This is a genomic window from Streptomyces sp. NPDC029526 (assembly GCF_040637405.1).
Classification (GTDB): Bacteria; Actinomycetota; Actinomycetes; order Streptomycetales; family Streptomycetaceae; genus Streptomyces.
In genome coordinates this window covers 91,220-114,607 of sequence record NZ_JBEZWE010000003.1, presented here as the reverse complement: position 1 = coordinate 114,607, position 23,388 = coordinate 91,220, and the positions used below count along the sequence as shown (strand labels likewise).

Annotated in this window: 20 protein-coding genes; 8 read left to right on the top strand and 12 right to left on the bottom strand. The window is 73.6% G+C overall.

The features are described 5' to 3' along the window. Window positions 1-5: 5 nt before the first annotated feature. Window positions 6-953 carry an NADP-dependent oxidoreductase gene (locus tag AB0F01_RS11390; RefSeq protein ID WP_362092851.1) on the bottom strand — a complete coding sequence of 316 codons (948 nt, stop codon included), beginning with the start codon at window positions 951-953 and terminating at the stop codon, window positions 6-8. Window positions 954-1,320: 367 nt separating this feature from the next. Between AB0F01_RS11390 and AB0F01_RS11385 the strand changes: the two genes are divergently transcribed. Continuing rightward, window positions 1,321-2,352 (top strand): phosphotransferase family protein, encoded by a 1,032-nt coding sequence (locus tag AB0F01_RS11385; RefSeq protein ID WP_362092848.1) that lies wholly within the window; start codon window positions 1,321-1,323, stop codon window positions 2,350-2,352. Window positions 2,353-2,357: 5 nt separating this feature from the next. Beyond that, a complete protein-coding gene (locus tag AB0F01_RS11380; protein WP_362092845.1) occupies window positions 2,358-3,572 on the top strand; it encodes an acyl-CoA dehydrogenase family protein in 1,215 nt (404 codons plus the stop codon). A 522-nt stretch (window positions 3,573-4,094) separates the two neighbouring features. Here the strand turns inward: AB0F01_RS11380 and AB0F01_RS11375 are convergent. Further along, window positions 4,095-4,688, bottom strand: a complete 594-nt coding sequence (locus AB0F01_RS11375) for a TetR/AcrR family transcriptional regulator (RefSeq protein WP_362092842.1) — start codon at window positions 4,686-4,688, stop codon at window positions 4,095-4,097. A gap of 257 nt (window positions 4,689-4,945) precedes the next feature. Beyond that, window positions 4,946-5,719 (bottom strand): SDR family NAD(P)-dependent oxidoreductase, encoded by a 774-nt coding sequence (locus tag AB0F01_RS11370; protein WP_362092840.1) that lies wholly within the window; start codon window positions 5,717-5,719, stop codon window positions 4,946-4,948. A 406-nt stretch (window positions 5,720-6,125) separates the two neighbouring features. Here AB0F01_RS11370 and AB0F01_RS11365 point away from each other — a divergent pair, with 406 nt between their 5' ends. Both AB0F01_RS11365 and AB0F01_RS11360 read left to right on the top strand, forming a co-directional pair. Next, the gene (locus AB0F01_RS11365; protein WP_362092837.1) at window positions 6,126-7,379 is read left to right on the top strand and encodes a DUF1343 domain-containing protein; all 1,254 of its coding nucleotides are present in this window, start codon (window positions 6,126-6,128) and stop codon (window positions 7,377-7,379) included. 632 nt (window positions 7,380-8,011) lie between these two features. Further along, window positions 8,012-8,614: a hypothetical protein gene (locus tag AB0F01_RS11360; RefSeq protein ID WP_362092834.1), complete on the top strand. Its 603-nt coding sequence runs from the start codon at window positions 8,012-8,014 to the stop codon at window positions 8,612-8,614. A gap of 632 nt (window positions 8,615-9,246) precedes the next feature. Here the strand turns inward: AB0F01_RS11360 and soxR are convergent. After that, entirely contained in the window at window positions 9,247-9,741 is a 495-nt protein-coding gene (gene soxR, locus AB0F01_RS11355) for a redox-sensitive transcriptional activator SoxR (RefSeq protein ID WP_362092831.1), read from the bottom strand. A 177-nt stretch (window positions 9,742-9,918) separates the two neighbouring features. Here soxR and AB0F01_RS11350 point away from each other — a divergent pair, with 177 nt between their 5' ends. After that, window positions 9,919-10,380, top strand: a complete 462-nt coding sequence (locus AB0F01_RS11350) for a MaoC family dehydratase (protein WP_362092828.1) — start codon at window positions 9,919-9,921, stop codon at window positions 10,378-10,380. 23 nt (window positions 10,381-10,403) lie between these two features. Here AB0F01_RS11350 and AB0F01_RS11345 read toward each other — a convergent pair whose 3' ends face one another. The 3 genes from AB0F01_RS11345 to AB0F01_RS11335 all read right to left on the bottom strand — a co-directional run bounded on the left by AB0F01_RS11345 (window position 10,404) and on the right by AB0F01_RS11335 (window position 12,666). After that, complete coding sequence (locus AB0F01_RS11345) at window positions 10,404-11,051, bottom strand: TetR/AcrR family transcriptional regulator (protein ID WP_362092826.1); 648 nt, start codon at window positions 11,049-11,051, stop codon at window positions 10,404-10,406. 91 nt (window positions 11,052-11,142) lie between these two features. Next, window positions 11,143-11,430 carry a YiaA/YiaB family inner membrane protein gene (locus AB0F01_RS11340; protein WP_164336190.1) on the bottom strand — a complete coding sequence of 96 codons (288 nt, stop codon included), beginning with the start codon at window positions 11,428-11,430 and terminating at the stop codon, window positions 11,143-11,145. Window positions 11,431-11,514: 84 nt separating this feature from the next. Continuing rightward, window positions 11,515-12,666, bottom strand: a complete 1,152-nt coding sequence (locus AB0F01_RS11335; RefSeq protein ID WP_362093551.1) for an acyl-CoA dehydrogenase family protein — start codon at window positions 12,664-12,666, stop codon at window positions 11,515-11,517. 58 nt (window positions 12,667-12,724) lie between these two features. On the opposite strand from AB0F01_RS11335, the gene AB0F01_RS11330 reads away from it, so the two are divergent. From AB0F01_RS11330 to AB0F01_RS11320, 3 genes are all read left to right on the top strand, one after another. Then, window positions 12,725-13,378 (top strand): TetR/AcrR family transcriptional regulator, encoded by a 654-nt coding sequence (locus AB0F01_RS11330; RefSeq protein WP_362092822.1) that lies wholly within the window; start codon window positions 12,725-12,727, stop codon window positions 13,376-13,378. A gap of 136 nt (window positions 13,379-13,514) precedes the next feature. Beyond that, window positions 13,515-14,225, top strand: coding sequence for a winged helix-turn-helix domain-containing protein (locus AB0F01_RS11325; protein ID WP_362092819.1), 711 nt, complete (start codon window positions 13,515-13,517; stop codon window positions 14,223-14,225). A gap of 517 nt (window positions 14,226-14,742) precedes the next feature. Continuing rightward, window positions 14,743-15,753 (top strand): DMT family transporter, encoded by a 1,011-nt coding sequence (locus AB0F01_RS11320; protein WP_362093548.1) that lies wholly within the window; start codon window positions 14,743-14,745, stop codon window positions 15,751-15,753. A gap of 36 nt (window positions 15,754-15,789) precedes the next feature. Here the strand turns inward: AB0F01_RS11320 and AB0F01_RS11315 are convergent, their stop codons facing one another. The 5 genes from AB0F01_RS11315 to AB0F01_RS11295 all read right to left on the bottom strand — a co-directional run bounded on the left by AB0F01_RS11315 (window position 15,790) and on the right by AB0F01_RS11295 (window position 23,336). After that, window positions 15,790-16,875 carry a Zn-dependent alcohol dehydrogenase gene (locus tag AB0F01_RS11315; RefSeq protein ID WP_362092816.1) on the bottom strand — a complete coding sequence of 362 codons (1,086 nt, stop codon included), beginning with the start codon at window positions 16,873-16,875 and terminating at the stop codon, window positions 15,790-15,792. Window positions 16,876-16,891: 16 nt separating this feature from the next. Continuing rightward, a complete protein-coding gene (locus AB0F01_RS11310) occupies window positions 16,892-18,280 on the bottom strand; it encodes an aldehyde dehydrogenase family protein (protein WP_362092814.1) in 1,389 nt (462 codons plus the stop codon). Between the two features lie 339 nt (window positions 18,281-18,619). Next, the gene (locus AB0F01_RS11305) at window positions 18,620-19,966 is read right to left on the bottom strand and encodes an ABC transporter ATP-binding protein (RefSeq protein WP_362092811.1); all 1,347 of its coding nucleotides are present in this window, start codon (window positions 19,964-19,966) and stop codon (window positions 18,620-18,622) included. Between the two features lie 371 nt (window positions 19,967-20,337). Beyond that, window positions 20,338-21,624 (bottom strand): MFS transporter, encoded by a 1,287-nt coding sequence (locus AB0F01_RS11300; protein WP_362092808.1) that lies wholly within the window; start codon window positions 21,622-21,624, stop codon window positions 20,338-20,340. Window positions 21,625-21,797: 173 nt separating this feature from the next. Continuing rightward, window positions 21,798-23,336, bottom strand: a complete 1,539-nt coding sequence (locus AB0F01_RS11295) for a citrate:proton symporter (protein WP_362092805.1) — start codon at window positions 23,334-23,336, stop codon at window positions 21,798-21,800. Window positions 23,337-23,388 lie beyond the last annotated feature (52 nt).

Here is a 23,388-nt window from a genome sequence, read left to right as displayed (position 1 = left end):
CCGGGCTACCGCCCCTCCGGCGCTTCCCCGCCGACCGTGACGACGATCTTCCCGCGGGTCCGGCCCTCCTGGCTGAGCCGGTGCGCGTCCGCCGTGCGTTCCAACGGGAAGGTCTCGGAGACGTGCACGCGCAGCACGCCCTGCTCGGCGAGCCCGGACAGGCGCGTCAGGTCCTCGGGGTCGGGGCGGACGAAGTGGTAGTGGCCGCCGTAGTCCACCACCCCGCCGTCGGCGACCGACGCGAGCCGCCCCTCCGGGGCGAGGAGGTTGGCCGACACCTTCAGGGCATCGCCGCCGACCGTGTCGAACACGGCGTCCACCCCCTCGGGGGCCAGGCCCCGCACCCGTTCGCCGAGGCCCTCGCCGTAGCTCACCGGCTCGGCGCCGAGCTCGCGGAGGAAGTCGTGGTTGCGCTCGCTCGCCGTGCCGATGACGCGGGCGCCGAGGTGAGCGGCGATCTGGACGGCGAGGGAGCCGACCCCGCCGGCCGCGGCGTGCACCAGGACGGTGTCCCCGCGGCCGACGGCGAGGAAGCGGTGCAGCACCTGGTAGGCGGTGAGCCCGGCCAGCGGGATGCCGGCCGCCTCCTCGAAGGAGAGGTTGCGCGGCTTGCGCGCGAGGGCGCGCACGGGCGCCGCCACGTACTCGGCGAAGGTGCCCCGGGAGAGGAAGTCCTCGCGGACGTAGCCGATGACCTCGTCACCGGGCTCGAACTCGGGCACGGCCCCGCCGGTCCGGACGACCTCACCCGCCACGTCCCAGCCGGGGATCACCGGGAACACCGGCTGGAGCACCGGGTCGAGGTACCCCTCCCGGCACTTCCAGTCGACCGGGTTGACGGCCGCCGCCCGTACCCTCACGAGCACCGAGTCGGGTCCCACCTTCGGTTCGTCGACCTCGCCGAAGGTCAGCACCTCGGGGCCGCCGTACTCTGCGTAACTGATCGCCTTCATGCCTCGACCCTCCGGGGCGTCGGCGCGCGACGCAAGCGGAACGGCAGAATCAGGGGGCGCTGCGTACGGGGGTGGGGTGGGTGCAAGGGCGGGACGGGGCGGAGCGGGAGCGGACGACGGGGCGGGCGGGCGGGCGGGCGGGCGACGGATCTTCGGCGCCGGGCCGTCGACCCGAATTCGTTCCGGTCCGGCCATGGACCAGATCCGACGCGGCCAATTCGGTCCGGCCATGGACCCGATCCCGTCCGGTCGTCGCCCCGATCCGGTCCGGTCGTGGACCCGATCACGTCCGGTTCGCCCTCTGGACGGCATACCGACCGGTCGGCATCATTGGGCGGGTACTGTTCGCCTGCCCACAGGAGCGACGATGAGCCCCGACCACCCGCCCGGACTCGATCTCGACCGGCTGCGCGGCCTGCTCGAACGCGAGCGGCCCGGCCTGGTGAACGGCCCGCTGTCCGGCCGGCTGATCGAGGGCGGACGGTCGAACCTGACCTACCGGGTCTCCGACGGCGCCTCCCGCTGGGTCGTGCGGCGTCCTCCGCTCGGCCACGTCCTCGCGACCGCACACGACATGAAGCGCGAGCACCGGGTGATCGAGGCGCTGCACCCGACCTCGGTCCCGGTCCCCCGCACCGTGCTGCTGTGCGAGGACGAGGACGTGCTGGGCGCGCCGTTCTACGTCATGGAGTTCGTCGACGGCACCCCGTACCGCACCGCCGACCAGCTCGCCCCGCTCGGTCCGGAGCGCACCCGGGGTGCCGTCCTGGACCTCGTCGACACGCTGGTGGAGCTGCACGCGGTGGATCCGGCCGCGGTGGGCCTGGCCGACTTCGGCCGCCCCGAGGGGTTCCTGGACCGGCAACTGCGGCGCTGGGGCAAGCAACTGGACGCCTCCCGCAACCGTGAGCTGGCCGGGATCGACGAGCTGCAGGCCGCGCTCGGCCGGGACCTGCCCCGCTCCCCCGCGCCGACGGTGGTGCACGGCGACTACCGGCTCGACAACGTCCTGATCGGCGAGGACGACGCGATCCGGGCCATCCTCGACTGGGAGATGTCCACGCTGGGCGACCCGCTGACCGACCTCGGCCTGCTGGTCATGTACAGCACGCCGCTCGGGCTGCCGGACTCGCCGGTCTCCACCACCGCCGAGGCGCCGGGGCACCCGTCCCCCGCCGAACTGATCGAGCGCTACGCCGCCCGCTCGGGACGCGACGTGGCGGCCGTCTCCTGGTACACGGCGTTCGCCTGGTTCAAGCTCGCCGTGATCCTCGAGGGCATCCACTACCGCTACACGCTGGGCCGGACGGTCGGGCCCGGGTTCGACCTCATCGGCGGCCTGGTCCCCGTCTTCATCGAGCACGGCCTCACCACTCTGCAGGGCCTTCAGGAGGGCTGATCGTCATGGACTTCGCGTTCGACGCGCGCACCGAGGAACTGCGCGGCAAGCTGCTCGCCTTCATGGACGAGCACGTCTACCCCGCCGAGCGGGTGGCGGACGAACAGCGCGCCGCGTCGGCCTCGCCCTGGGACACCGTCCCCGTCATGGAGGAACTCAAGGCGGAGGCCCGCAGGCAGGGCCTGTGGAACCTGTTCCTGCCCGAGTCGCCCTACGGGGCCGGGCTCACCAACCTGCAGTACGCCCCGCTCGCGGAGATCATGGGCCGCTCGCCGCAGCTGGCGCCCACGGCCACCAACTGCGCCGCGCCCGACACCGGGAACATGGAGGTGCTGGCCCAGTTCGGCGACGAGCAGCAGAAGAAGCAGTGGCTCGAACCGCTGCTGGCGGGCGAGATCCGCTCGGCGTTCGCGATGACCGAGCCGGAGGTGGCCTCGTCGGACGCCACCAACATCACCACGCACATCCGGCGGGAGGGCGACGAGTACGTCGTCACCGGCCGCAAGTGGTACATCTCCGGGGCCATGCACCCGGAATGCCGGATCTTCATCGTGATGGGCAAGACCGACCCGGACGGCACCGACATCCGCCGCCAGCAGTCCATGGTGCTGGTCCCGCGCGACACCCCGGGCGTGCGGGTGGAGCGCGCGATGCGGGTCTTCGGTTACGAGGACGAGTACCACGGCGGCCACGCCGAGGTGTTCTTCGACGGGGCACGCGTACCGGTGACCAACCTGATCGGCGAGGAGGGCGGCGGTTTCGCCATCGCCCAGGCCCGGCTCGGTCCCGGCCGGATCCACCACTGCATGCGGCTGATCGGCATGGCCGAGCGGGCGATCGAGCTGATGTGCCGCCGCGCCGTCTCCCGCGACGCCTTCGGCAAGCCGCTGGCCGAGCAGGGCGTCGTGCAGAACTGGATCGCCGACGCGCGGGTCGCCGTGGAGCAGCTGCGGCTGCTGGTGCTGAAGACGGCCTGGATGATGGACACGGTCGGCAACCGGGGCGCCCACACCGAGATCCAGGCCATCAAGATCGCCACCCCGCGCACGGTCGTCGGCATCCTGGACCGCGCCATCCAGCTGTACGGCGCGGGCGGGGTCAGCCAGGACTTCCCCCTGGCCGAGCTCTACGCCGCCGCGCGCACCCTGATGATCGCCGACGGCCCGGACGAGGTGCACCAGCGGTCGCTGGCCCGCCGCGAGCTGAAGCAGTACCGCTGAGGGCGGTGGACGGGACCCCGGGAGGGGGCGAGGGGGCGGTGGCCGGTTCCGCCTGGCGGGCCGGCCACCGCTCCACGGGCCGGCCACCGCTCCACGGGCCGGCCACCGCTCCACGGGCCGGCCACCGCTCCACCGGTCGGCCTGTCGTCCGACGGGCCGACCCGTCGCCTGACGGGCTGGCCTACTGACGAGCGGATCGGCCGCCGACGGCGGGCTTCACCGCCGTTTCGGCCGGGGGACGGGCGTCACCGCCGTTTCGGCCGGGCGCGGGGCGGCGGACGGCCCGGGTCGTTGCGGACCCCCGGGCCGGGCCGGGCCCGGACGGCCGGGATCGGTCACGGCCCCCCGGCCGGAACGCGGGCCCCCAGGCCGGACGCGGGCGGCCGGGGCAGGACACCGACGGCCGGGGCAGGAAGCCGACGGCCGGGGGCGGCCGGAGCGTGTGGTCGGCGTTCACCGCGGCCGCGACGGCCCGCCACCCGGCACAGCGCCCCGCGACGGCCGTGGCCCCGGGCAGGGATCTCAGGGACGCAGGGCGCGCAGCAGCAGGTCGGCAAGGTGGTCGGCGACCTGCTGGGGGGTGAGGGGGCCGTCGGGGCGGTACCAGGTCGAAAGGTGGTGCACGGAGCCGAAGTGGTAGTCGACCACCAGGTCGGCCGGGGTGGCCCGGGAGAAGACGCCGGCCTCCTGGCCCTCTTCGACCAGCGCGCGGAAGCGTTCGTGGTAGCGGCGGCGCGCGGCGCGCACCTGCTTGTTCTTCTCGGGGCTCAGGTGGTGCATGGAGCGGAAGAAGATCGACGCGTCGTCGAGGTTCTCGATGGTCGTGACGACCACGTCGGCCGCCGCGCCGCGCAGCCGCTTCTCGATCGGCTCGTCGGCGTCCGCGAAGGCGTCCAGGCGTTCCTGCTGGACCCTCAGCACCCGGGCGTACACCTCGTGCAGCAGGTCGTCCTTGGAGCCGAAGTAGTGGTAGAGCGCGCCCTTGGTGACGCCGGCCGCCTCGACGATCTCCTGCACCGAGGTGCGGTCGTAGCCCTGCTCGGCGAAGAGGCGCGTGGCGGCGGCCAGCAGCCGTTGGGGTACGGGAGTCCCGTCACCGTCCGTCGTCCTGGGCACTGCCGCCACCTGCTTTCCGTGTCGCTCTTGTCGTCGTGCGCGTCGTGCGCGTTGTGCGCGTTGTGCGTAGTGCGCGTCGCGCGCCGGGGACGCCGTCCCCGACGGAGGATCTTCCCACCGCCCGTCCGGACACGCGGTACGGGCCACCGCCCGCGCGCGGGCACAGGCGCACAGTCTGCCCCCGCGCCGCCCGGCGGGCACAGCCGGGGCCGGGCCGGTGACCCTCTCGGCGGTAGCCGCCGGGCGGCCCGGGCGGGTCAGCGGGTGGCCTCCCACTGCTGCTGGAGACGGTTCATGCCGCTCAGCCAGCGCTCGGGGTCGTCGGCACGGGCCTTGTAGTAGGCGGCGACCTCCGGATGCGGCAGGATCAGGAAGCGGTCCTCCTCGATCCCCCGGAACAGTGCGTCGACCACGTCGTCCGGCTCGATCGCGGTGGGTTCCAGCACCAGGCGGCCGGCGCTGCCGCTGGCGGTCAGCATGTCGGTGCGCACGCCCTGCGGGCAGATGGCGTGGACCTTCACCCCGCGGTGGCGGTAGGTGAGCGACAGCCACTCGGCGAAGGCGTGCGCGCCGTGCTTGGTGACGCTGTACGGGGCGGTGCCGAGCATGGTGAGCAGCCCGGCCGCGGAGACGGTGGAGACGAAGCGTCCGGCGCCCCGTTCCAGCCAGTCGGGGAGCAGGGCGTGGGCGGCGCGGACGTGGGCCATCACGTTGACGTCCCAGGACAGCGCCCAGCCCTGCTCGTCCAGGGGCTCGCCGGGCTCCCCGCCGTCGCGGCCGACCCCGGCGTTGGCGCAGTAGACGTCGACCCGGCCGCCGAGCGCTTCGCGCGCCTCGGCGACGATCGCGGAGGCGTCACCCGGGACGGCGATGCCGCCGATCTCGTCGGCGACGGCCTTCGCCCGGTCGGCGTCCAGGTCGTTGACGGCGACCTGGGCGCCCTGGGCGGCGAAGCGGCGGGCGAGGGCCGCCCCGATGCCGCCCGCGGCCCCCGTGACGACCACTTTCGCGCCTTGTACGGCTTCCACCATGGGCTCCTGGTCTCCTTGACGTGGTGTCGGATCGGTCGGATCGGTCGGGTCGACGTGGTGACGGAGCCACCGTGTCGACGCGGTGCGGGTCAGCGGGTCGACGGGTCGACCGGTCGGCGTGCTGTCGGGCGGGCGTGCCGGCGGGTGGGTGCTCCCCGGTCGGGCGCGGGTGCCCCGACCCGGTCCACCGGGCGCCCCGGTCCACCGGGCGCCCCGGTGGGCTGACGCCCATCCTGTCCCGCCGCGACCGCTGCCGTGGTGGGACACGACGGGCGTCAGACTAACCGGTCGGTATGTCGTACGGAAGGGTCGTGACAGCCCCGTCCGGTGCGGTTCGTTCCGTGGCGGGCCGCCGCCAGCTAGCGTGCGTGTGCATGACATCCGCAGCGATCACGGAGGCCGCCCCATGAGGTTGTCCAGACGGACCCTGCTCGCCACCACCACGGCCGCGATGGCGGTGTCCGCCGCCCCGGCCCACGCCGCCGCCCCGCCGACCGCCGCGGGCCGCGGTCGGCGCACGGCCACCGGCTTCGAACGCCTCGCGGCGGACGGCTACGCCCTGCTCGACGGGCAGCGGGTGGGCGTCGTCACCAACCCCACGGGCATCACCCGCGACGCGCGGCACATCGTCGACGTCATGCACGCCGACGACCGGGTGGACCTGATCGCCGTCTTCGGCCCCGAGCACGGGTTCCGGGGCACGGCCCAGGCGGGCGGTTCGGAAGGCCGGTACGACGACCCCGCGACCGGCCTGCCGGTGTACGACACCTACCTCAAGAGCGGCCGGCCGCTGGCCGACATCTTCACCGCCTCCGGCGTGGACACCGTGGTGTTCGACATCCAGGACGTCGGGGCGCGGTTCTACACGTACATCTGGACGCTCTACGACTGCATGGAGGCCGCCGGACTCGCGGGCAAGCGGTTCGTGGTGCTGGACCGGCCGAACCCGGTCACCGGCCGGGCGGCGCTGGGCCCCGTCCTGCACAAGGAGTTCGCGACGTTCGTGGGACGGGAGCCGGTCTCCCAGGCGCACGGCATGACGGTGGCGGAGCTGGCGCTGCTGTTCAACGGCGAGTTCCTGACCTCGCCGGTGCCGCTGGAGACGGTTCGCATGACGGGCTGGAAGCGGTCGGACTTCTTCGACGCCTCCGGGCTGCCCTGGGTACCGCCGAGCCCGAACATGCCCACCCCCGAGACGGCCCTGGTCTACTCGGGGACGTGCCTGTTCGAGGGCACCAACCTCTCCGAGGGCCGCGGCACCACCAGGCCCTTCGAGCTGCTGGGCGCCGAGGGCGTCGACGGCGGCTGGGCGGAGGCGGCCAACGGACTGGACCTGCCGGGGGTGCGGTTCCGGGAGGCGTACTTCGCGCCGGTCTTCTCCAAGTTCCAGGGGAAGACGGTCGGTGGTGTGCAGCTGCACATCCACGACCGGGAGGCGTTCGACCCGGTGCGCACCGGCGTCGGGCTGCTGATCACCGCCAAGCAGGTGTGGAGCGGCTTCGCCTGGCGCCCCGACCACTGGATCGACAAGCTCACCGGTTCCGCGCGGGTGCGCACCATGATCGACGCCGGTGCGGACACCGACGAGGTGGTGGCCGGCTGGCAGCAGGACCTCGCCGCGTTCCGGCGGACCCGGCGGGAGTACCTGCTCTACCGCTGATCGGAGGGCCACCGGCCCACCGGCTCCCCTGCCCACCACCGGTGACGCTCCACCGCCGAGCGGGCCCGCCCCGCAGCGGGCGGCACCCCCGCTGCGTGTGCGTCGAGTGGCCTCCCGCCGAGCGGTTCCGCCGACCCGTCCGTGCCCGCCGGGGGGCTGCCCTCCGCCGAGCACCGACCGGGCGGTACGGCTCGCCGAGCGGTTCGGTTCGCCGAGCAGTTTCACGCCGAAAGGGGTGGTGTCCGGCCCCGTGCCGGACACCACCCCTTTGCGTCTGCCACCAGCGCGGACACCGCCCGGCGGACCCCGTCCGTCCCGGACACCGGGACGCCCGGACGCCGATCGGCACGCATATCCGCGGGGTCTTCAGGAACCCGTGGCTCCTGCGGGGAGTTCTCAGGTCGGCGGGGTTCCGCCTCCCGGGATGTGCGGACCCCGGCGCGGACCCCGTGTTCGACCACAACTGAACTACGGATCGGGGGAGTTGACCGGGACGCCGGGGCGGGCGGCCCGGCGGCAGCCGGAAAGAGGATGGAGCCGAATCGCGTGTCGACACGTCTACTCGGCGACGTCCTTTCGACGACGCCGAAGTGACCGGATTACAGGTGCAGGTGTGACGGAGGTGCAGGAGGATGGCCGGTTTCCGAAGTCTGGCGAGACAGGTGCGTGATCGGCGGTGCGACCTGGCGCTGCGGCGCTACTCGCTGCGGAAGTGCCTGGAGCGGTTCGCTCCCTACGGGCACAGGGCGACGTGGGACCACTTGTGCTCACGGGCCGGGTTCGACCCCGAGGACCGCTCCGTCGACCCAGCGCGGCTCGTGGCCGCACTGGAGGAACTGGAGGAGGCCCGGGCGGTCTGGCTGGCCTACGAGGTCGAGTTCGCCGCACGGCGCAGGAAGGAGAAGCAGGACGGGTTGCGCAGGCCGGGCAGTGTGGACGACTGGCACCGGATGACCTGGGGCGGGTTCGGCGTGGCCTGGTGCGACGACCCCCGGGTGCATCCGACGGAACCGCTGGCGGAGGTGCTGCGGCGGCTGATCGCCGCGCTGGAGCGGGAGCCGGGCACGGCCTGCCCGGTCTGCCGGGGCGAGCGTCTGACCTGGCGCTACGACCTGGATCACGAGCCGTCGGCCGGACCGGTCTGCACGGACTGCGGCATCCTGGTGCCACGCCCGGTGCTCACCCCGGGCGCCCTGGCGGACGCCCGCCGGGCCAGGCTGCTGGTGTCGGCCTGACCGACACCACCCACCGCGCGCGGCGGCGCCGTACGCGACGGACGAGGACAGGAGCGAGCCCCGTCGACGGGGACGGACGGGTGGCGGCGGGGCGGCCCCGAACCATCGACACGTCCGGACGCCCGGACGCCGGACAACCGGGTTGGGCAACCGGGCAACCGTGCACCCCGGCGGAGCAGACCCGCCGGAACCGGGACACCGGACGAAATAGGGGGGCGGACGAAACAGGGGGCGGGACGGAGCAGGATGCCGGTTGACGAAACGCCGGGCCGGGCCGGCCGGGCCGTGGGAGCACGACACGGAGCAGGCGTGCGCCGTGCGCCGGGGATGCCGCACGCCCCTGCTGCCGCTGCCCGGCCGGCGCAATGGTCGGCGCAACGGTCGGCGCGAAGACCCTTCCCCGCGGGCAGGCTCCCTGAAGGAGCAGAGGGAAGGGGGCCTGCCCGTACCGCCCCGAACCGACGGCTGCCGTCCGTCCCGGGCCCCACGGGCGAGCACGCCCCCGCAGGAGGCCGGTCACCGCGTGTGAAGCCGGGCCGGGGCCCGTCGGATCCGCCCCTCGCACCGTGCCGACGGAGCCGAAGTCACCGACGTCGACGGTCGGCCGCCGGTACGGGGCGGCGACCCGGTGTTCACGACCGCCGGGGACGGGCGGATCCTCGGGCCGGGCGGGGCTTCTCGGCCAGCAGACGGGAGCCGGTGAGCCGGTCGCCGAAGACGTCGTCCGGGTTGGACAGGACGCAGGTGTCCAGGGACAGACAGCCGCAGCCGATGCAGTCGGTGAGGTGGTCGCGCAGCCGGTTGAGCTGCTTGATCCGCTCGTCCAGTTCCGCACGCCACGCCTCGGAGAGCCGGGCCCAGTCGTCCCGGGTCGGCGTGCGCTCCTCGGGAAGCCGGGCGAGTGCCTCACGGATCGTCGCCAGCGGGATGCCGACGCGCTGCGCGGCCCGTATGAACGCCACCCGGCGCAGCGTGTCCCGGCTGAACCGGCGCTGGTTGCCCGGGGTGCGGCGGCTGCTGATCAGGCCCCGGGACTCGTAGAAGTGCAGGGCGGAGACGGCCGCACCACTGCGGGCGGCGAGCTGGCCGACCGAGAGCTCGTGGATCTTCTCTGGAATCTGTGGCACCCCTCGAACCCTACCCAGCGCCGGGCGGCCGGGGGCTCCCTCCGAGGACCGGACCGCCGACCGGGAGCGAGCCCGCCCGGTCCGTTGACAGGAACGTCCGATCGGACCATGCTAAGCAGTCGCTTAGAGTCGCGCAGCGAGCTGCGCGGCGACTTTCCTGACGCGAGAGGCCGTGACATGGCAGAGCCGAGGATCTTCACGTCCGTCGACGAACTGAAGGCGGCGGTGGGCGAGCAGCTGGGCTACACGGACTGGCTGGAGGTCGACCAGAAGCGGATCGACCTGTTCGCCGAGGCCACCGGCGACCACCAGTGGATCCATGTCGACCCGGAGAAGGCCGCCGCGGGCCCGTTCGGCACCACCATCGCGCACGGTTACCTGACACTGTCCCTGCTGCCGCTGTTCGGCCCGCAGCTGCTCACCGTCGAAGGCGTGAAGATGGGCGTCAACTACGGCACCAACAAGGTGCGTTTCCCCGCCCCCGTCCCGGTCGGCTCGCGGCTGCGTGCCACGGCGACGATCTCCGCCGTCGACGAGGTGCCGGGCGGCGTCCAGGTGGCCACGGCGTTCACCGTGGAGCGCGAGGGCGGCGACAAGCCGGTGTGCGTGGCCGAGTCGGTGGCCCGCTACTACCTCTGAGCCCCGCCCCGCCCGGAGCCCTGCTATTGCCGCTGCGTCTCCGCGGCACCCCGGGCCCCCACCATGCGCAGGACGAGGTCGGCGTAGAGCGCGCCGACCTCCTCCGGGGTGCTGGGTCCGTCGACCTTGAACCACCGGGCCACGTCGACGCAGAGGGAGAGCACCGCGAGGGTCGTGCCGTGCACGTCGATGACGTCGAACTCGCCGGTGCGCGCCCCCTCCTCGATGATCGTGCGCACCTCGGCGTCGACCTGGCGGCGCAGTTCGCGGATCTCGGCGCGGGCGTCGGGGCCGAGCGAGTCCAGTTCGTACTGCACGACCCGGGCGGTGGTGCGTCCGCCGGCGTGCCAGCGGACGAAGGAGCTGACCGCGCCCGCGAGCCGCTCGGTGGGGCTGCCCTCGGCGCGGGACGCCGACCTCAGCACCTGCAGGACCTTCTCGTGGCCGATCCTGCTGATGCGGTGCAGCAGCTCTTCCTTGGTCTTGTAGTGGATGTAGAGCGCGGCCGGGCTCATGCCGGCGCGGCCCGCGATGTCCCGCGTCGTCGTGGCGTGGTAGCCGCGCTCCGCGAACGCCTCAACCGCGGCGAGCAGCAGTCGCCTCGCCGCGTCGGGCGTGACCTCACCCCACGGCTGCGCGTCGGCGCCGGCCGTCTCCTCCGCCGTACTCATCGCTCACCTCTTCCGCTGGCAGGGGTAACACCATACCGGCACGGGTGAGCGGGCGCTTAGCGGGAGGCACGGCGGCCCCGGGGCGCCGGCGTCACAGCTTCTCGAAGGGGTCGTGCTCCGCGAGCAGCTTCTCCAAACGCGCCTGGTCCACCCGGGAGACGATCTGCCCGGCCTCCTGGCGGTCGCGGATCACCTTGGCGAGGGTGAAGGCGGAGGTGACGAGGTACAGGACGGCGATGCCGAGGAAGGCGCGCACCCAGGCGTCGGCCTCCAGGCGGAAGATGCCGTACGCGGTGGCCACCATGGCGATGGCGAAGGAGGCGACGGCCTGTGCGTGGAAGGCGGCCGTGCTCTGCTGCTTGACCGGTGTGTCGCTCATGCGGCCAGGATCGGCGGATGTGGCACGGCCCACATCCGCCGGAGTACTCAGATCACGTACTCAGAAGGCGGACACCCCGCGCGCTCAGAAGGCGGACACCCCGGTCAGGTCGCGGCCGATGAGCAGCTTCTGGATCTGACTGGTGCCCTCGTAGAGCGTCATCACCCGCGCGTCGCGCAGGAGTTTGCCCGCCGGGTACTCGTCGATGAAGCCGTACCCGCCGAACACCTGCAGGGCGTTGTTGGCGGCCCGCACGGCCGCTTCGGAGGCGAACAGCTTCGCCTTGGACGACTCCACGGCGAACGGCTGCCCCCGGTCGATCAGATCGGCGACCCGCCAGGTCAGCAGCCGGGCCGCGTCCACGTCGACGGCGATGTCGCTGATCAGCTCCTGGACCAGTTGGTGGTGGGCGATGGTCTTGCCGAACTGCTCCCGCTCCCCGGCGTAGGAGACGGCGGCCTCCAGTGCGGCGCGGGCGATGCCGACGCAGCCCGCGGCCACCGACATCCGCCCCTTGGCGAGGGCGGACATGGCGACGGAGAAGCCCTTGCCCTCCGGGCCCAGCATCGCCGACGCCGGGACGCGCACGTCCTGGAACACCAGCTCGGCCGTGGCCTGTCCGCGCAGGCCCAGTTTGCCGTGGATCGCGCGGCGGGTGAGGCCGGGCGTGTCGGCCGGCACCAGGAAGGCGCTCACGCCCCGGTGGCCGGGTGCGTCGGTGGAGCGGGCGAAGACCAGGACGACGTCGGCCCAGGTGCCGTTGGTGATGAAGGTCTTGCTGCCGTTGATCACGTAGGAGTCGCCCTCGCGCACCGCGCGGGTGGTGAGGCTGCCGGCGTCGGAGCCGGTGCCCGGCTCGGTGAGCCCGAAGGAGCCGACCAGCTCACCGGAGGTGAGCCCCGGCAGCCAGGCGCGCTTCTGCTCCTCGCCGCCCCAGGCAGCGATCGTCTTGGCCACCAGCCCCAGGGAAACGGAGACGATGCCGCGCACCGAGGAGTCACCGCGGCCCAGTTCCTCGGTGACGAGGCAGTACGCGAGGTGGTCGCCGCCGGAGCCGCCGTACTCCTCGTCGACGGTCAGCCCGAGGAACCCCAGGTCGCCCAGCTTCTTGACGATGCCGCGGTCGACCTCCTCGGCGCGGTCCCAGGCGGCGGCGTACGGGACGACCTCACGGTCCACGAAGTCCCGGGCCAGCCGGCGGACGGCGCTCTGCTCCTCGCTGAGCTCCAGGTTCATGCGGGTCACCACCACCAGAATTTAATTACCACTGCTAGTTTTAGGTCGCAGCCCTACTATGTGCGCCATGGCCCGACCGCGCAAGCCCCTGCTGAGTACCGACCGGATCGTCGCCACCGCCCGCGCGCTGGTGGACGCGGAGGGCCTGCCGGCCGTCTCCACGCGCCGCCTCGCCGCGGAACTCGGCGTCAGCGGGCCGTCGCTCTACAACCACTTCCGCACCAAGGACGACATCCTGGAAGCGGTCGCCGACTCGGTGAGCGCGCAGGTCGACCTGTCGATGTTCGAGGACGGCCGCGACTGGCGCACCGCGCTGCACGACTGGGCCGTGTCCTACCGCTCCGCCCTGCGCGACCACCCCAACATCGTGCCGGTGCTGGCCCACGGCCCGGGCCGCCGCCCCGCGGCCCTGCGGCTCGCGGACGCGGTCTACGGGGCGATGGTCGCGGCCGGCTGGCCGCCGGCCCAGGCCACCTCGATCGGCGCCCTGATGCGGTACTTCGTCATGGGCTCCGTCCTCGGCTCCTTCGCCGGCGGCTTCGTCGACGACGCCAGTGCCTACGACCCGGCCGACTACCCGCACCTCGGCCAGGCCCACCTGCTCGCCGAGAAGCAGGAGAAGATCGACGAACGCGCCTTCGAGACCGGCCTGAGGGCGCTGCTCGACGGACTGGCCGTGCAGTACGAGCAGCTGCGGGAAGCCCCTGAGTAGGGTCCTGTCCGGCGACCGACCCCTGGCACCTCCCGGCAGTTCCCCGACGTCTCCCGGCAGTCCCCCGGCGGGGCCCCGACAGTCGGGGTCCACACTTCGGCGGGGACCGAACGGTCCGTGGCCCATCCTGGAGCACATGACCCACAGGGACCCTGCCGCACCGGGGCTCGCCCGGCTCACGGCGCTGATCGCGGACGAGACACGGGCCGCCTGTCTGCTGGCGCTGCTGGACGGACGGGCGTGGACCGCGGGCGAACTGGCCCGCGCCTGCGGGGTCGCCGCGTCCACCCTGAGCGAGCACCTCGGCAAGCTGGTCGCGGGCGGTCTGCTGAGCGAGGAACGGCAGGGCCGGCACCGTTACGTCCGGCTCGCCGACGAGCGGGTGGCCCACCTGGTGGAGGACCTGGCCGCACGGGTCGCCCCCGATGCCGTCGCCCGCCCGCGCAGCCTGCGGCAGCACGGCGCCGGGGAGGCGTCCGCCCGGGGCCGCACCTGCTACGACCACCTCGCCGGGCGACTCGCCGTCACCGTCACCGATGCCCTGACGGCGCGCGGTCTGCTGCGGCAGGACACCGGGTTCGCCCTCACGGACGCGGGCCTGCGCTGGTTCGACCGGGCCGGCATCGCCCTCGACCGCGGCGGGAGACGGCCATTGGCCCGAGCCTGCCTGGACCGTACGGAGCGGCGCCCGCATCTCGCCGGGATTGCCGGCGCCGCACTGTGCGGGCACGCCCTGGCGGCGGGATGGTGCGTGCGGATCGGATCGGGGCGGGCGGTACGGGTGACGGAGACGGGTGAACGGGCCCTGTCCGACCTGCTGGGCATCGACCCCGGCGGCCTCCGGTGAGTCGCCCGGGACCCGCCTCGACCGTCGGCGTCCCGTCCCACCGTCCCGGACCGCCCGCCCCGGCCTGCGTCGCGGGGCCCGCGGGCCCGCCGGAAGCGCCGTCCGGTCCTCGTGCCGTCCGGTTGCGTGCGCTTCGAGTCTCCGTCCGCTTCGAATCCCTGCGCTTCGAGTCCCCGTCCCCTTCGAATCCCTGTCTGCTTGGAATCGCCGTCCGCCCCTCCCAGCTGTCCGCCCCTCGCCCGGTCTGCCCACCGCCCCTCCCCGGTCCGCCTTCCGCCCTCCTCCGTCCGTCGTAGCCGGCCCCAGTTCGACCGGCCCGGTCACGCCCGACAGGTCCGCCCGCCCGGTTGGTCGGGGCTCTGCCCGGTCGGCCCGGGTCTGTGCGCCCGGTCCCGGTCCGGTCCGCCCGGTCCGGTGCGCCTGATCCGTCCGCGTCCACTCCTCCAGGTCCAGCCCCGGACCCCCGTCCGACCTCCGCGAGCGCGTCCGCGCCGCGTCCGACCAGCATGGGAGCATGATGAACCGGCTCGTCCCCCGTCCCGCCCGTCGCGGCGAACTGCTCGCCGCGGGTGCCGCGGCCGTCACCGTCGTGCTCTGGGCGTCCGCCTTCGTGTCGATCCGCAGCGCCGGGACCGCGTACTCGCCGGGCGCGCTCGCGCTGGGACGGCTGCTGGCCGGAGCACTGACCCTGGGGGTCATCTGCCTCTGGCGACGCGAGGGCCCGCCCCCGCGGGCGGCGTGGCGGGGGATCGCGATATCGGGGCTGCTCTGGTTCGGCTTCTACATGGTGGCCCTCAACTGGGGTGAGCAGCAGGTCGACGCGGGCACGGCGGCGCTGGTGGTGAACGTCGGGCCGATCCTGATCGCCCTGCTCGGTGCGCGCCTGCTGGGTGACGCGATGCCGCCGCGTCTGCTCGCGGGCATGGCCGTGTCGTTCGCGGGCGCGGTGACCGTGGGTCTGTCGATGTCCGGGGAGGGCGGGTCGTCCCTGCTGGGCGTGGTGCTGTGCCTGCTGGCCGCGGTGGCCTACGCGGGCGGAGTCGTCGCGCAGAAGCCCGCCCTGGGGGTGGCGAGCCCGCTGCAGGTGACGACGTACGGGTGCCTGGTGGGGGCGGTGGCGTGCCTGCCGTTCGCCGGGCAGCTGGTGAGCGAGGCGGCCCGGGCGCCCTTGTCCGCCACGCTCAACATGGTCTACCTGGGCGTCTTCCCGACCGCGCTCGCCTTCACCACCTGGGCGTACGCGCTGGCGCGGACGACTGCCGGACGGATGGGGGCGACCACCTACGCGGTGCCCGCCCTGGTCGTGCTGATGTCGTGGCTGGCCCTCGGCGAGGTGCCCGGACCCGTCACGCTGGCCGGCGGCGCCCTCTGCCTGGCGGGGGTGGCGGTGTCCCGTTCGGGCCCCGGCGGCGCCTCCCGGAGCGCGACGGCGATGGGGAGGCCCGCCCGGAAGCAGGGCCGGAAGCGGGGCCGGGCGCCCGGTCAGCGGGACGAGGCGCAGGACCGGCCCTTGCCGGACCGCGCGTGAATCCGCACGGTCCGGCGGTTCCCGACCCTCCCGGCGTCAGAAGACGACCAGGGTGCGGGCCCCCTTGCCCGCGATCATGGTGTCGAAGGCGGCGGGGACGCCGTCCAGGGGGATCCGTTCGGTCACCAGGGCGTCCAGGTCCAGGCGCCCCGCCCGGATGTGCTCGGCGAGCACCGGCAGGTCCCGGGCGGGGTCGGAGTTGCCGTAGACGCAGCCGGAGAGGGTCCGGCCCCAGTGGAAGATCTCCAGGGCGTTGAAGGTGACCTGCTGGTCCTTGCCGCCGATCCCGACGACCGTGGTGCGCCCGCCGCGCCGGGTGGATTCCCAGGCGGTGCGGATCGTGGTGCCCCGGCCGACGCACTCGACGGCCACGTCCACCCCCTGCTTCCCGGTGAGGGCGCGGATCTCCCGGGCGGTGGTGTCCGAGGCGACGAGGTAGTCGGTCGCCCCGGCCGACCGGGCCAGCTCCTCCTTGTCCGGTGAGACGTCGACCGCGACGATCGTCGACGCGCCGGCGATGCGGGCGGACTGCAGGGCGGCGAGGCCCACTCCCCCGGCGCCGAACACGGCGACGCTCTCCCCGGGGGCGACCCGGGCGGAGTGGTGGACGGCTCCGTAGCCGGTGAGGACCGCGCAGCCGAGCAGGGCCGCGTCGGTGAGCGGAACGCCGTCCGGGGCGGGCAGCACGCAGGACTGCGGCACCACGGTCTCCTCGGCGAAGGCGGCGACGTTCAGGCCGGGGTGCAGGGCGGTGCCGTCGTCGGCACGGTGGGCGTGCACCCGGGCGGCGCCGTCGAGGGCGCTGCCGCACAGCCAGACCTCGCCGCGCCGGCAGGCGGCGCAGGCGCCGCAGGAGGGCGCCCAGTTGAGGACGACGGCATCGCCCGGCGCGACGGCGGTGACGTCCTCGCCGACGGCGACGACCGTGCCGGCGCCCTCGTGACCGAGGACGGCCGGCACCGGCAGGCGCATGGTGCCGTTGGTGAGGGACAGGTCGGAGTGGCAGACCCCGGCGGCGGCGAGGCGGACCCGCACCTGGCCGGGGCCGGGGTCGGGCAGGTCGATCCCGGTGATCTCCAGGGGAGCGGAGACGGCGGGCAGGACAGCGGCACGTACGGCCATGGCGGTGACGACTCCCTTAGAACTGGAGGGACTTGGTCTGGAGGTACTCGGTCAGGCCGTGCACGCCGAGTTCCCGGCCGACGCCCGACTGCTTGTGACCGCCGAAGGGCGCCAGCGGGTTGAAGCGGCCCCCGTTGATGTCCACCTGTCCGGTCTCCAGGCGGCGGGCGAACGCGACCGCCCGCTCCTCGTCCCCGGCCCAGACGGCACCGGCCAGCCCGTAGACGGTGCCGTTGGCGATGCGCAGGGCGTCCTCCTCGTCCTCGTAGCGCAGGACGCACAGGACGGGGCCGAAGATCTCCTCCTGGGCGACGGTCATCTCGTGGGTGACGTCGGCGAGGACCGTGGGGCTGACGAAGTAGCCCTTCTCGTGCGGGGTGCCGGGCCCGCCGGCGACCAGGCGGGCGCCCTCGGCGACGCCCTTCTCGATGTAGCCGCGCACCCGGTCGCGCTGCTGGGCGTTCACGAGCGGGCCGATGCGGTCGCCGTACTTCGCGGCGGCGTCCGCGGCCAGGGCGACGGCCTCGTCGTACTGGTCCCGGTGGACCAGCATGCGGGTCCACGCGCTGCACGTCTGACCGGAGTTGGACATCACGTTGGCGACGCCGACGTTGACCGCGCGGGCGAGGTCGGCGTCGGGCAGGATGACGTTGGCGGACTTCCCGCCCAGTTCCAGGGCGACCCTCTTGACGGCGCCCGCCGCGATGGCGCCGATGCGGCGGCCGACGGCGGTGGAGCCGGTGAAGGAGACCAGGTCCACGCCGGGGTGCTCGGCGAGGGCCTGGCCGGCCACCGGGCCGAGGCCGGTGACCAGGTTGAACACGCCCGCCGGTACCCCCGCGTCGTGCACGGCCTCGGCGAACAGCCGGGCCACCAGGGGGGTGTCCTCGGCGGGCTTCACGACGACGGTGCAGCCGGCGGCGAGGGCGGGCGCGACCTTGGCGACGATCTGGTGCAGCGGGTAGTTCCACGGGGTGATGGCCCCGACCACGCCCACCGGCTCGTGGTACACCGTCGAGTTGCCGATCCGCTCCTCGAAGGCGTACGTCGCGGCCAGTTCGGCGTAGGAACCGGCGACGGCGACGGGAAGCCCGGCGTGGACGGTCTGCGACAGCTTCAGGGGGGCGCCCAGTTCGGCGGTGACCGTCTCGGCGATCTCCTCCCGTCGGGCGTCGAGGGCGTCCCGCAGTGCGGTGAGGCGGGCCGCGCGCTCGGCGGGCGGGGTCGCGGCCCACGCGGCGAGGGCGGCGCGGGCCGCCCGGACGGCGGCGTCGACGTCCTCGACGGTGCCCGCCGGGACGGTGGCGATCACCTCCTCGTCGGCCGGGTTCACGACCTCGATCACCTCCGGACCGGCGGCCGGGCGCCAGGCGCCGTCGATGTACATGCCGTCGTATGCCTTCATCGCGCTTCCTCCGGGAGGGTGGGCGTCGTCGGTGTCGATCTGCCGCCACATAAACTAGCGGTGGTAATTTAGGGACGCCAGGGGAACCCGCCGGAGATGCCTGAGAGGGGCGTCACTCGGGGGGTCACTCAGGGCGTCACCCGAGGCGTCACCCTGGGCGTCACCAGGGGACGCTCTTCCGGCGCCGCTCGGACGCGGTTCGGGAGCGGTTCGGACACCGCCCGGACGCCGCCCGGACGCGGTTCGGGTGCCCCCCAGGACGCCGTTCGGGCGCAGTTCGGAACCGCCCGGACGCCGCTCGGACGCGGTCCGGCCGCCCCCGGGACGCCGTTCGGGGCGTCACTCCTCCAGGTCGGGCAGCCGCGCCGGGTTCGGGCAGATGCGCTCACCGTGCTGGTCGAAGACGAACAGGTGCGCGAGGTCGACCAGCAGCGGCACCTGCATGCCGTGCCGGAGCCGCACGTCCGGGGTGGTCCGCACGATGAGGTCACCGGGCGACCGCGGATCGGCTCCCGCGGGCGGGGAGGGCTCCGGCGCCTGCCCGTCGGGTTCCAGCGTGGCCACCGCCCCGGGGCGCAGGGCCCCGGCCCGCTCCCGCAGGCGGTCCAGGACCGTGCCCTCGCGACGGCGCCGCCGGTCGGTGCGGCCGGGGTGCGGGCGCGGCGCCTCCAGTTCGGGGAGGACGGCGGGGCGCGAGCCGGTGTCGAAGTGGACCAGCACCTCGTGCCCCTGGAACTCCACGTGCTCGACCAGCCCGGTGAGCACCACCTCGCCGGGACGGGCGGCGTCGGCCCGGGCGATGCGGACGGCCTCCGACCGCAGCCCCACGATCACCTCCCTGCCCTGCTGCACCCGCAGCAACTGGTGGTCCAGCGAGAGGGGTTCGGGCAGCCGCAGGAACTGCTTGCCCAGGCTGATGGTCATGGCCCCGTCGAGCGGCGCCCGGACCAGTCCGCGCAGCAGGTTGATGCGCGGGATCCCGATGAACGCGGCGACGAAGACGTTGGCGGGCAGCGCGTAGACCGTGCGGGGACTGCCGACCTGCTGGAGGACGCCGCCGCGCAGCACGGCGACCCGGTCGCCCAGCGACATCGCCTCCGCCTGGTCGTGGGTGACGTACACCGTGGTGACGCCGAGGTCGCGGGTGAGGCGGGAGATCTCGGCGCGCAGGTGGTTGCGGAGCTTGGCGTCGAGGTTGGACAGCGGCTCGTCCATCAGGAAGGCGGAGGGGTGGCGGGCGATCGCCCGGCCCATGGCGACGCGCTGCCGTTCGCCCCCGGAGAGCTGCGCGGGGAAGCGGTCGAGCAGGTCCTCGATGCCCAGCATGCGGGCGGTGGCGTCGACCCGTGGGGACGGGTCCGCCCCGGGTGCCTCGATGCGCAGCGGGAAGCCGATGTTGTCGCGGCTGGTCATGCTCGGGTAGAGGGCGAAGTTCTGGAACACCATCGCGATGTCCCGCTCGGCGGGCGGCAGGTCGTTGGCGTACTCGCCGTCCAGGAACAGGCTTCCCGCGTCGATCTCCTCCAGGCCGGCGATCATCCGCAGCACGGTGGATTTGCCGCAGCCGGACGGTCCGAGCAGGACGAGGAACTCGCCGGGTGCGATGTCCAGCGTCAGCCGGTCCACCACGCGAGGACCTCTGGCGTAGGACTTGCTCACGTCGTGCAGCTTGATGGCGCGTGTCATGAGGGTGCCCCCACGGAGTTCGGCAGGGAGCGGGGTGCTCCGCGATCGACGCACCGTCCGGACCGTCCGGGCCCGTCTGACCGACCTGATCCGACCTGACCGATCCGGCCGACCTGATCCGACCTGACCGACGCGATCCGACCTGACCGGCCTGATCCGACCTGACCGATCCGGCCGACCTGATCCGACCTGACCGGCCTGATCCGACCTGATCCGACCTGACCGGCCGGGCCACTCGAACCGTACGAGCCGCACGGGGCGTATGAGTCACGGAAGCTAACGGATCGTGCACGGCCGGGGGAAGGGACCGGACACGTTCCGTTGCCGGAGTCCCGGTACGTGAGAAGGGGGAGGACCGGATTCCGGTCCGTTCACCCGGGGTGGGCGTCGTCCCGGCACCTGGAGCCGTCCGCCCGATCCGACCGGTGCCCGGATCCGGGCACCTCGCGGGCACCGGGGTTCCCGGACGGGCCGGGGGAGGCCGGAACGGGGGCGCCGGGGGCGCGCAGGGCGATGCCCGAGGAGAGCAGGAGCAGCGCCCCCAGCATCACGAAGGGCGCCGCCACACCGGCGACCCCGGCGACCAGCCCCGCCGCGGCCGGGGCGGCGACCTGGCCCAGGCGGTTGCCGGTCAGGCGCAGGGCCAGGGCGGTGGAGCGGGCCCCGTCCGGGGCGGCCTGAACCACCGTCGTCATGGACAGGGGCTGGCCCACGCCCAGGCTGAAGCCGAGCACCGCGAGCAGCGCCGCGAGCGCCCACACCGGCAGGGGCAGCGCGATGCCCGCGCACAGCAGGGCCGCGACGAGGCACGTCACGGTCAGCAGCGCCGTCCGGCCGAGCAGGCGCAGCAGCGGGGTGAGGACCAGCCGGCAGGCGATGGTGGCCGCCGCCCGCAGACTGAGCAGCAGGCCGACGACGGCGGGCGCGATCCCCCGCTGCTCGCCGACGACCGGCAGGTAGGCGGTCAGGATGTCGGTCGCGGACAGCACGGCCATGCTGATCAGGATGCCTGCGGGCACGCCCCGGGCCCGCAGGATCCGCACCACGGGGACGCGCTCGTCCGTCCCCGCGCGCGCTGCCGCCGCGGTGCCGGGCCGCTCGATGCGCCACAGCGAGGTGAACGCGACCGCCGCCCCGGCACCCGCGGCGAGCAGCGCGAGGGCGCTGGTGCGGGCCATGTCGGCGCCGCCGATCAATCCGCCGGCCGCGATCGGGCCGACGAGCTGGCCGAGGGAGGCGCCGATGGTGAAGTGGCCGAAGTTGCGGTCCTGTTCGTGCGGCGCCGACTGGCGGGCGACCAGCGACTGCGCGCCGATGACGAAGCAGAGGTGCCCGAGTCCCATCACCCCGCTCCACAGGGCCATGGCCCCCAGGGACCCCGCGACGCCGCTCAGCGCGCAGCCTCCGGAGATGAGCACCACCCCGGCCGGCAGCAGCGGCGCGCACCGGCCGTGGTCGGTGCGCCGGCCGAGCGGTACGGCGGCGAACAGCGGCAGCAGGGCGTAGACCCCGGCGATCACGCCGACCGCCCGTTCGTCGGCACCGAGGGCGAGCGCCCGGTAGGAGACGGCGGGCCGGGCCATCGACACCGCCCCCTGCGCGAAGCTGAAGGCGATGACGAGGCGCAGCAGCCAGCCGCGGTTCCCGCCGGGCGTCATGGTCGGGTCCTCCTGGACGGATCGAATCGGTTGGAACGGATCGGGCGGAACGAGTCGACCGGAACGAATCGACCGGAACGGGCCTATCGGCACGGGTTGATCGGCACGTGTCGATGGGAACGAGTCGGGCGGAACGGGTCGGGCGGCGGCCCCGGGCCACAGGGCTGGGCTCGTCAGACGATGCCGAAGAGGAGCCCCGCGCCGAGGATCAGCAGTGACGTCAGCACCGCCCACTTCACCACGAACCGCGTGTGGTCGCCGAACTCGACCTTCGCCATGCCGACCAGCACGTAGACGGCGGGCACCAGCGGGCTGGACATGTGCAACGGTTGGCCGACGAGGGAGGCGCGGGCCATTTCCAGCGGGGTGACGCCGTGTGCGGCGCCGGCCTCGGCGAGGACGGGCAGCACACCGAAGTAGAAGCCGTCGTTGGACATGAAGTAGGTCAGCGGGAGGCTGAGCACGCCGGTGACCAGGGCCATGTGCGGACCCATCGCCTCGGGGACGACGCCGACCAGCCACTCGGCCATGCTGTCGACCATGCCGGTGCCCTGGAGCACGCCGGTGAAGACGGCGGCGGCGAACACCATGCCGGAGACGTTGAGGACGTTGTCGGCGTGCGCGGCGATCCGCGCCTTCTGGTCGGGCAGGTGCGGGAAGTTGACGGAGAGCGCGAGCGCCGCGCCGAGGAGGAACAGCACCGGGATCGGCAGCCACTCCATGATCATGGCGGTCAACAGGGTTGCCGTGAGCAGGGCGTTGAACCAGTACAGCCGGGGGCGCAGGGTGGCGCGTGCGGGGTCGAGTCCCGGGAAGTCGTCGTCCTCGTCCTCCGTCCCGGGCCCTTGCCCCGGCCGCACCCCGGGCAGTTCCCCGGCGTCCGCCCCGGCCCCGGAACCGCCGGCGGGCAACTCGCTCCCGCCCGGCCGGGAGGCCGTACCCGCCGCCGTGACGCCCGCCGCCGTGGCCCCCGCCAGCGTCGCACCCGTCGCCGCACCTGCCGTCGTGGCGCCGGTCGCGGCACCGGCGCCGGTCAGGACCGTCCCGCCCGCCTGAGCCACCGTCTTCTCCTCCGCGACGGTCTCGTCGAGCGTCAGCAGGCCCAGTCGGCGGCGCTCGCGCAGTCCGAGGACGTAGGCCAGCACCACGACCCCCAGCAGGCCGACCAGCAGCGCCGGGATCATCGGCACGAAGACGTCGCTCGCGTCCAGCTTCAGCGCGGTGGCGGCGCGGGCCGTCGGGCCGCCCCAGGGGAGCGTGTTCATCACGCCGTTGGCCATGGCGGCGACCCCGGTCATCACGACCAGGCTCATCTTCAGCCGCTTGTACAGCGGGTACATGGCCGAGACAGTGATCATGAAGGTGGTGGACCCGTCGCCGTCGAGGGAGACGATCGCGGCCAGCAGCGCGGTGCCGACGACGATCCGCATCGGGTCGGCCCGGCAGAAGCGGAGGATGCCGCGGACGACCGGGTCGAACAGACCGACGTCGATCATCACCCCGAAGTAGACGATCGCGAACATGAGCATCGCCGCCGTGGGCGCCAGCGCGACGACGCCGTCGATGACGTAGTCACCCAGGTGGGCGCCCTTGCCGACGAACACGCAGAACAGCGCGGGGATCAGCACGAGCGCCGCGATCGGCGACATCTTCTTCATCATGATCAGGACCAGGAAGGTCGCGATCATGGTGAAGCCGAGAATGGTCAGCATGAATGGAACACCTAACGTTCGCCCTTGAACTCCCACCAGGGCCGGCGGTGCG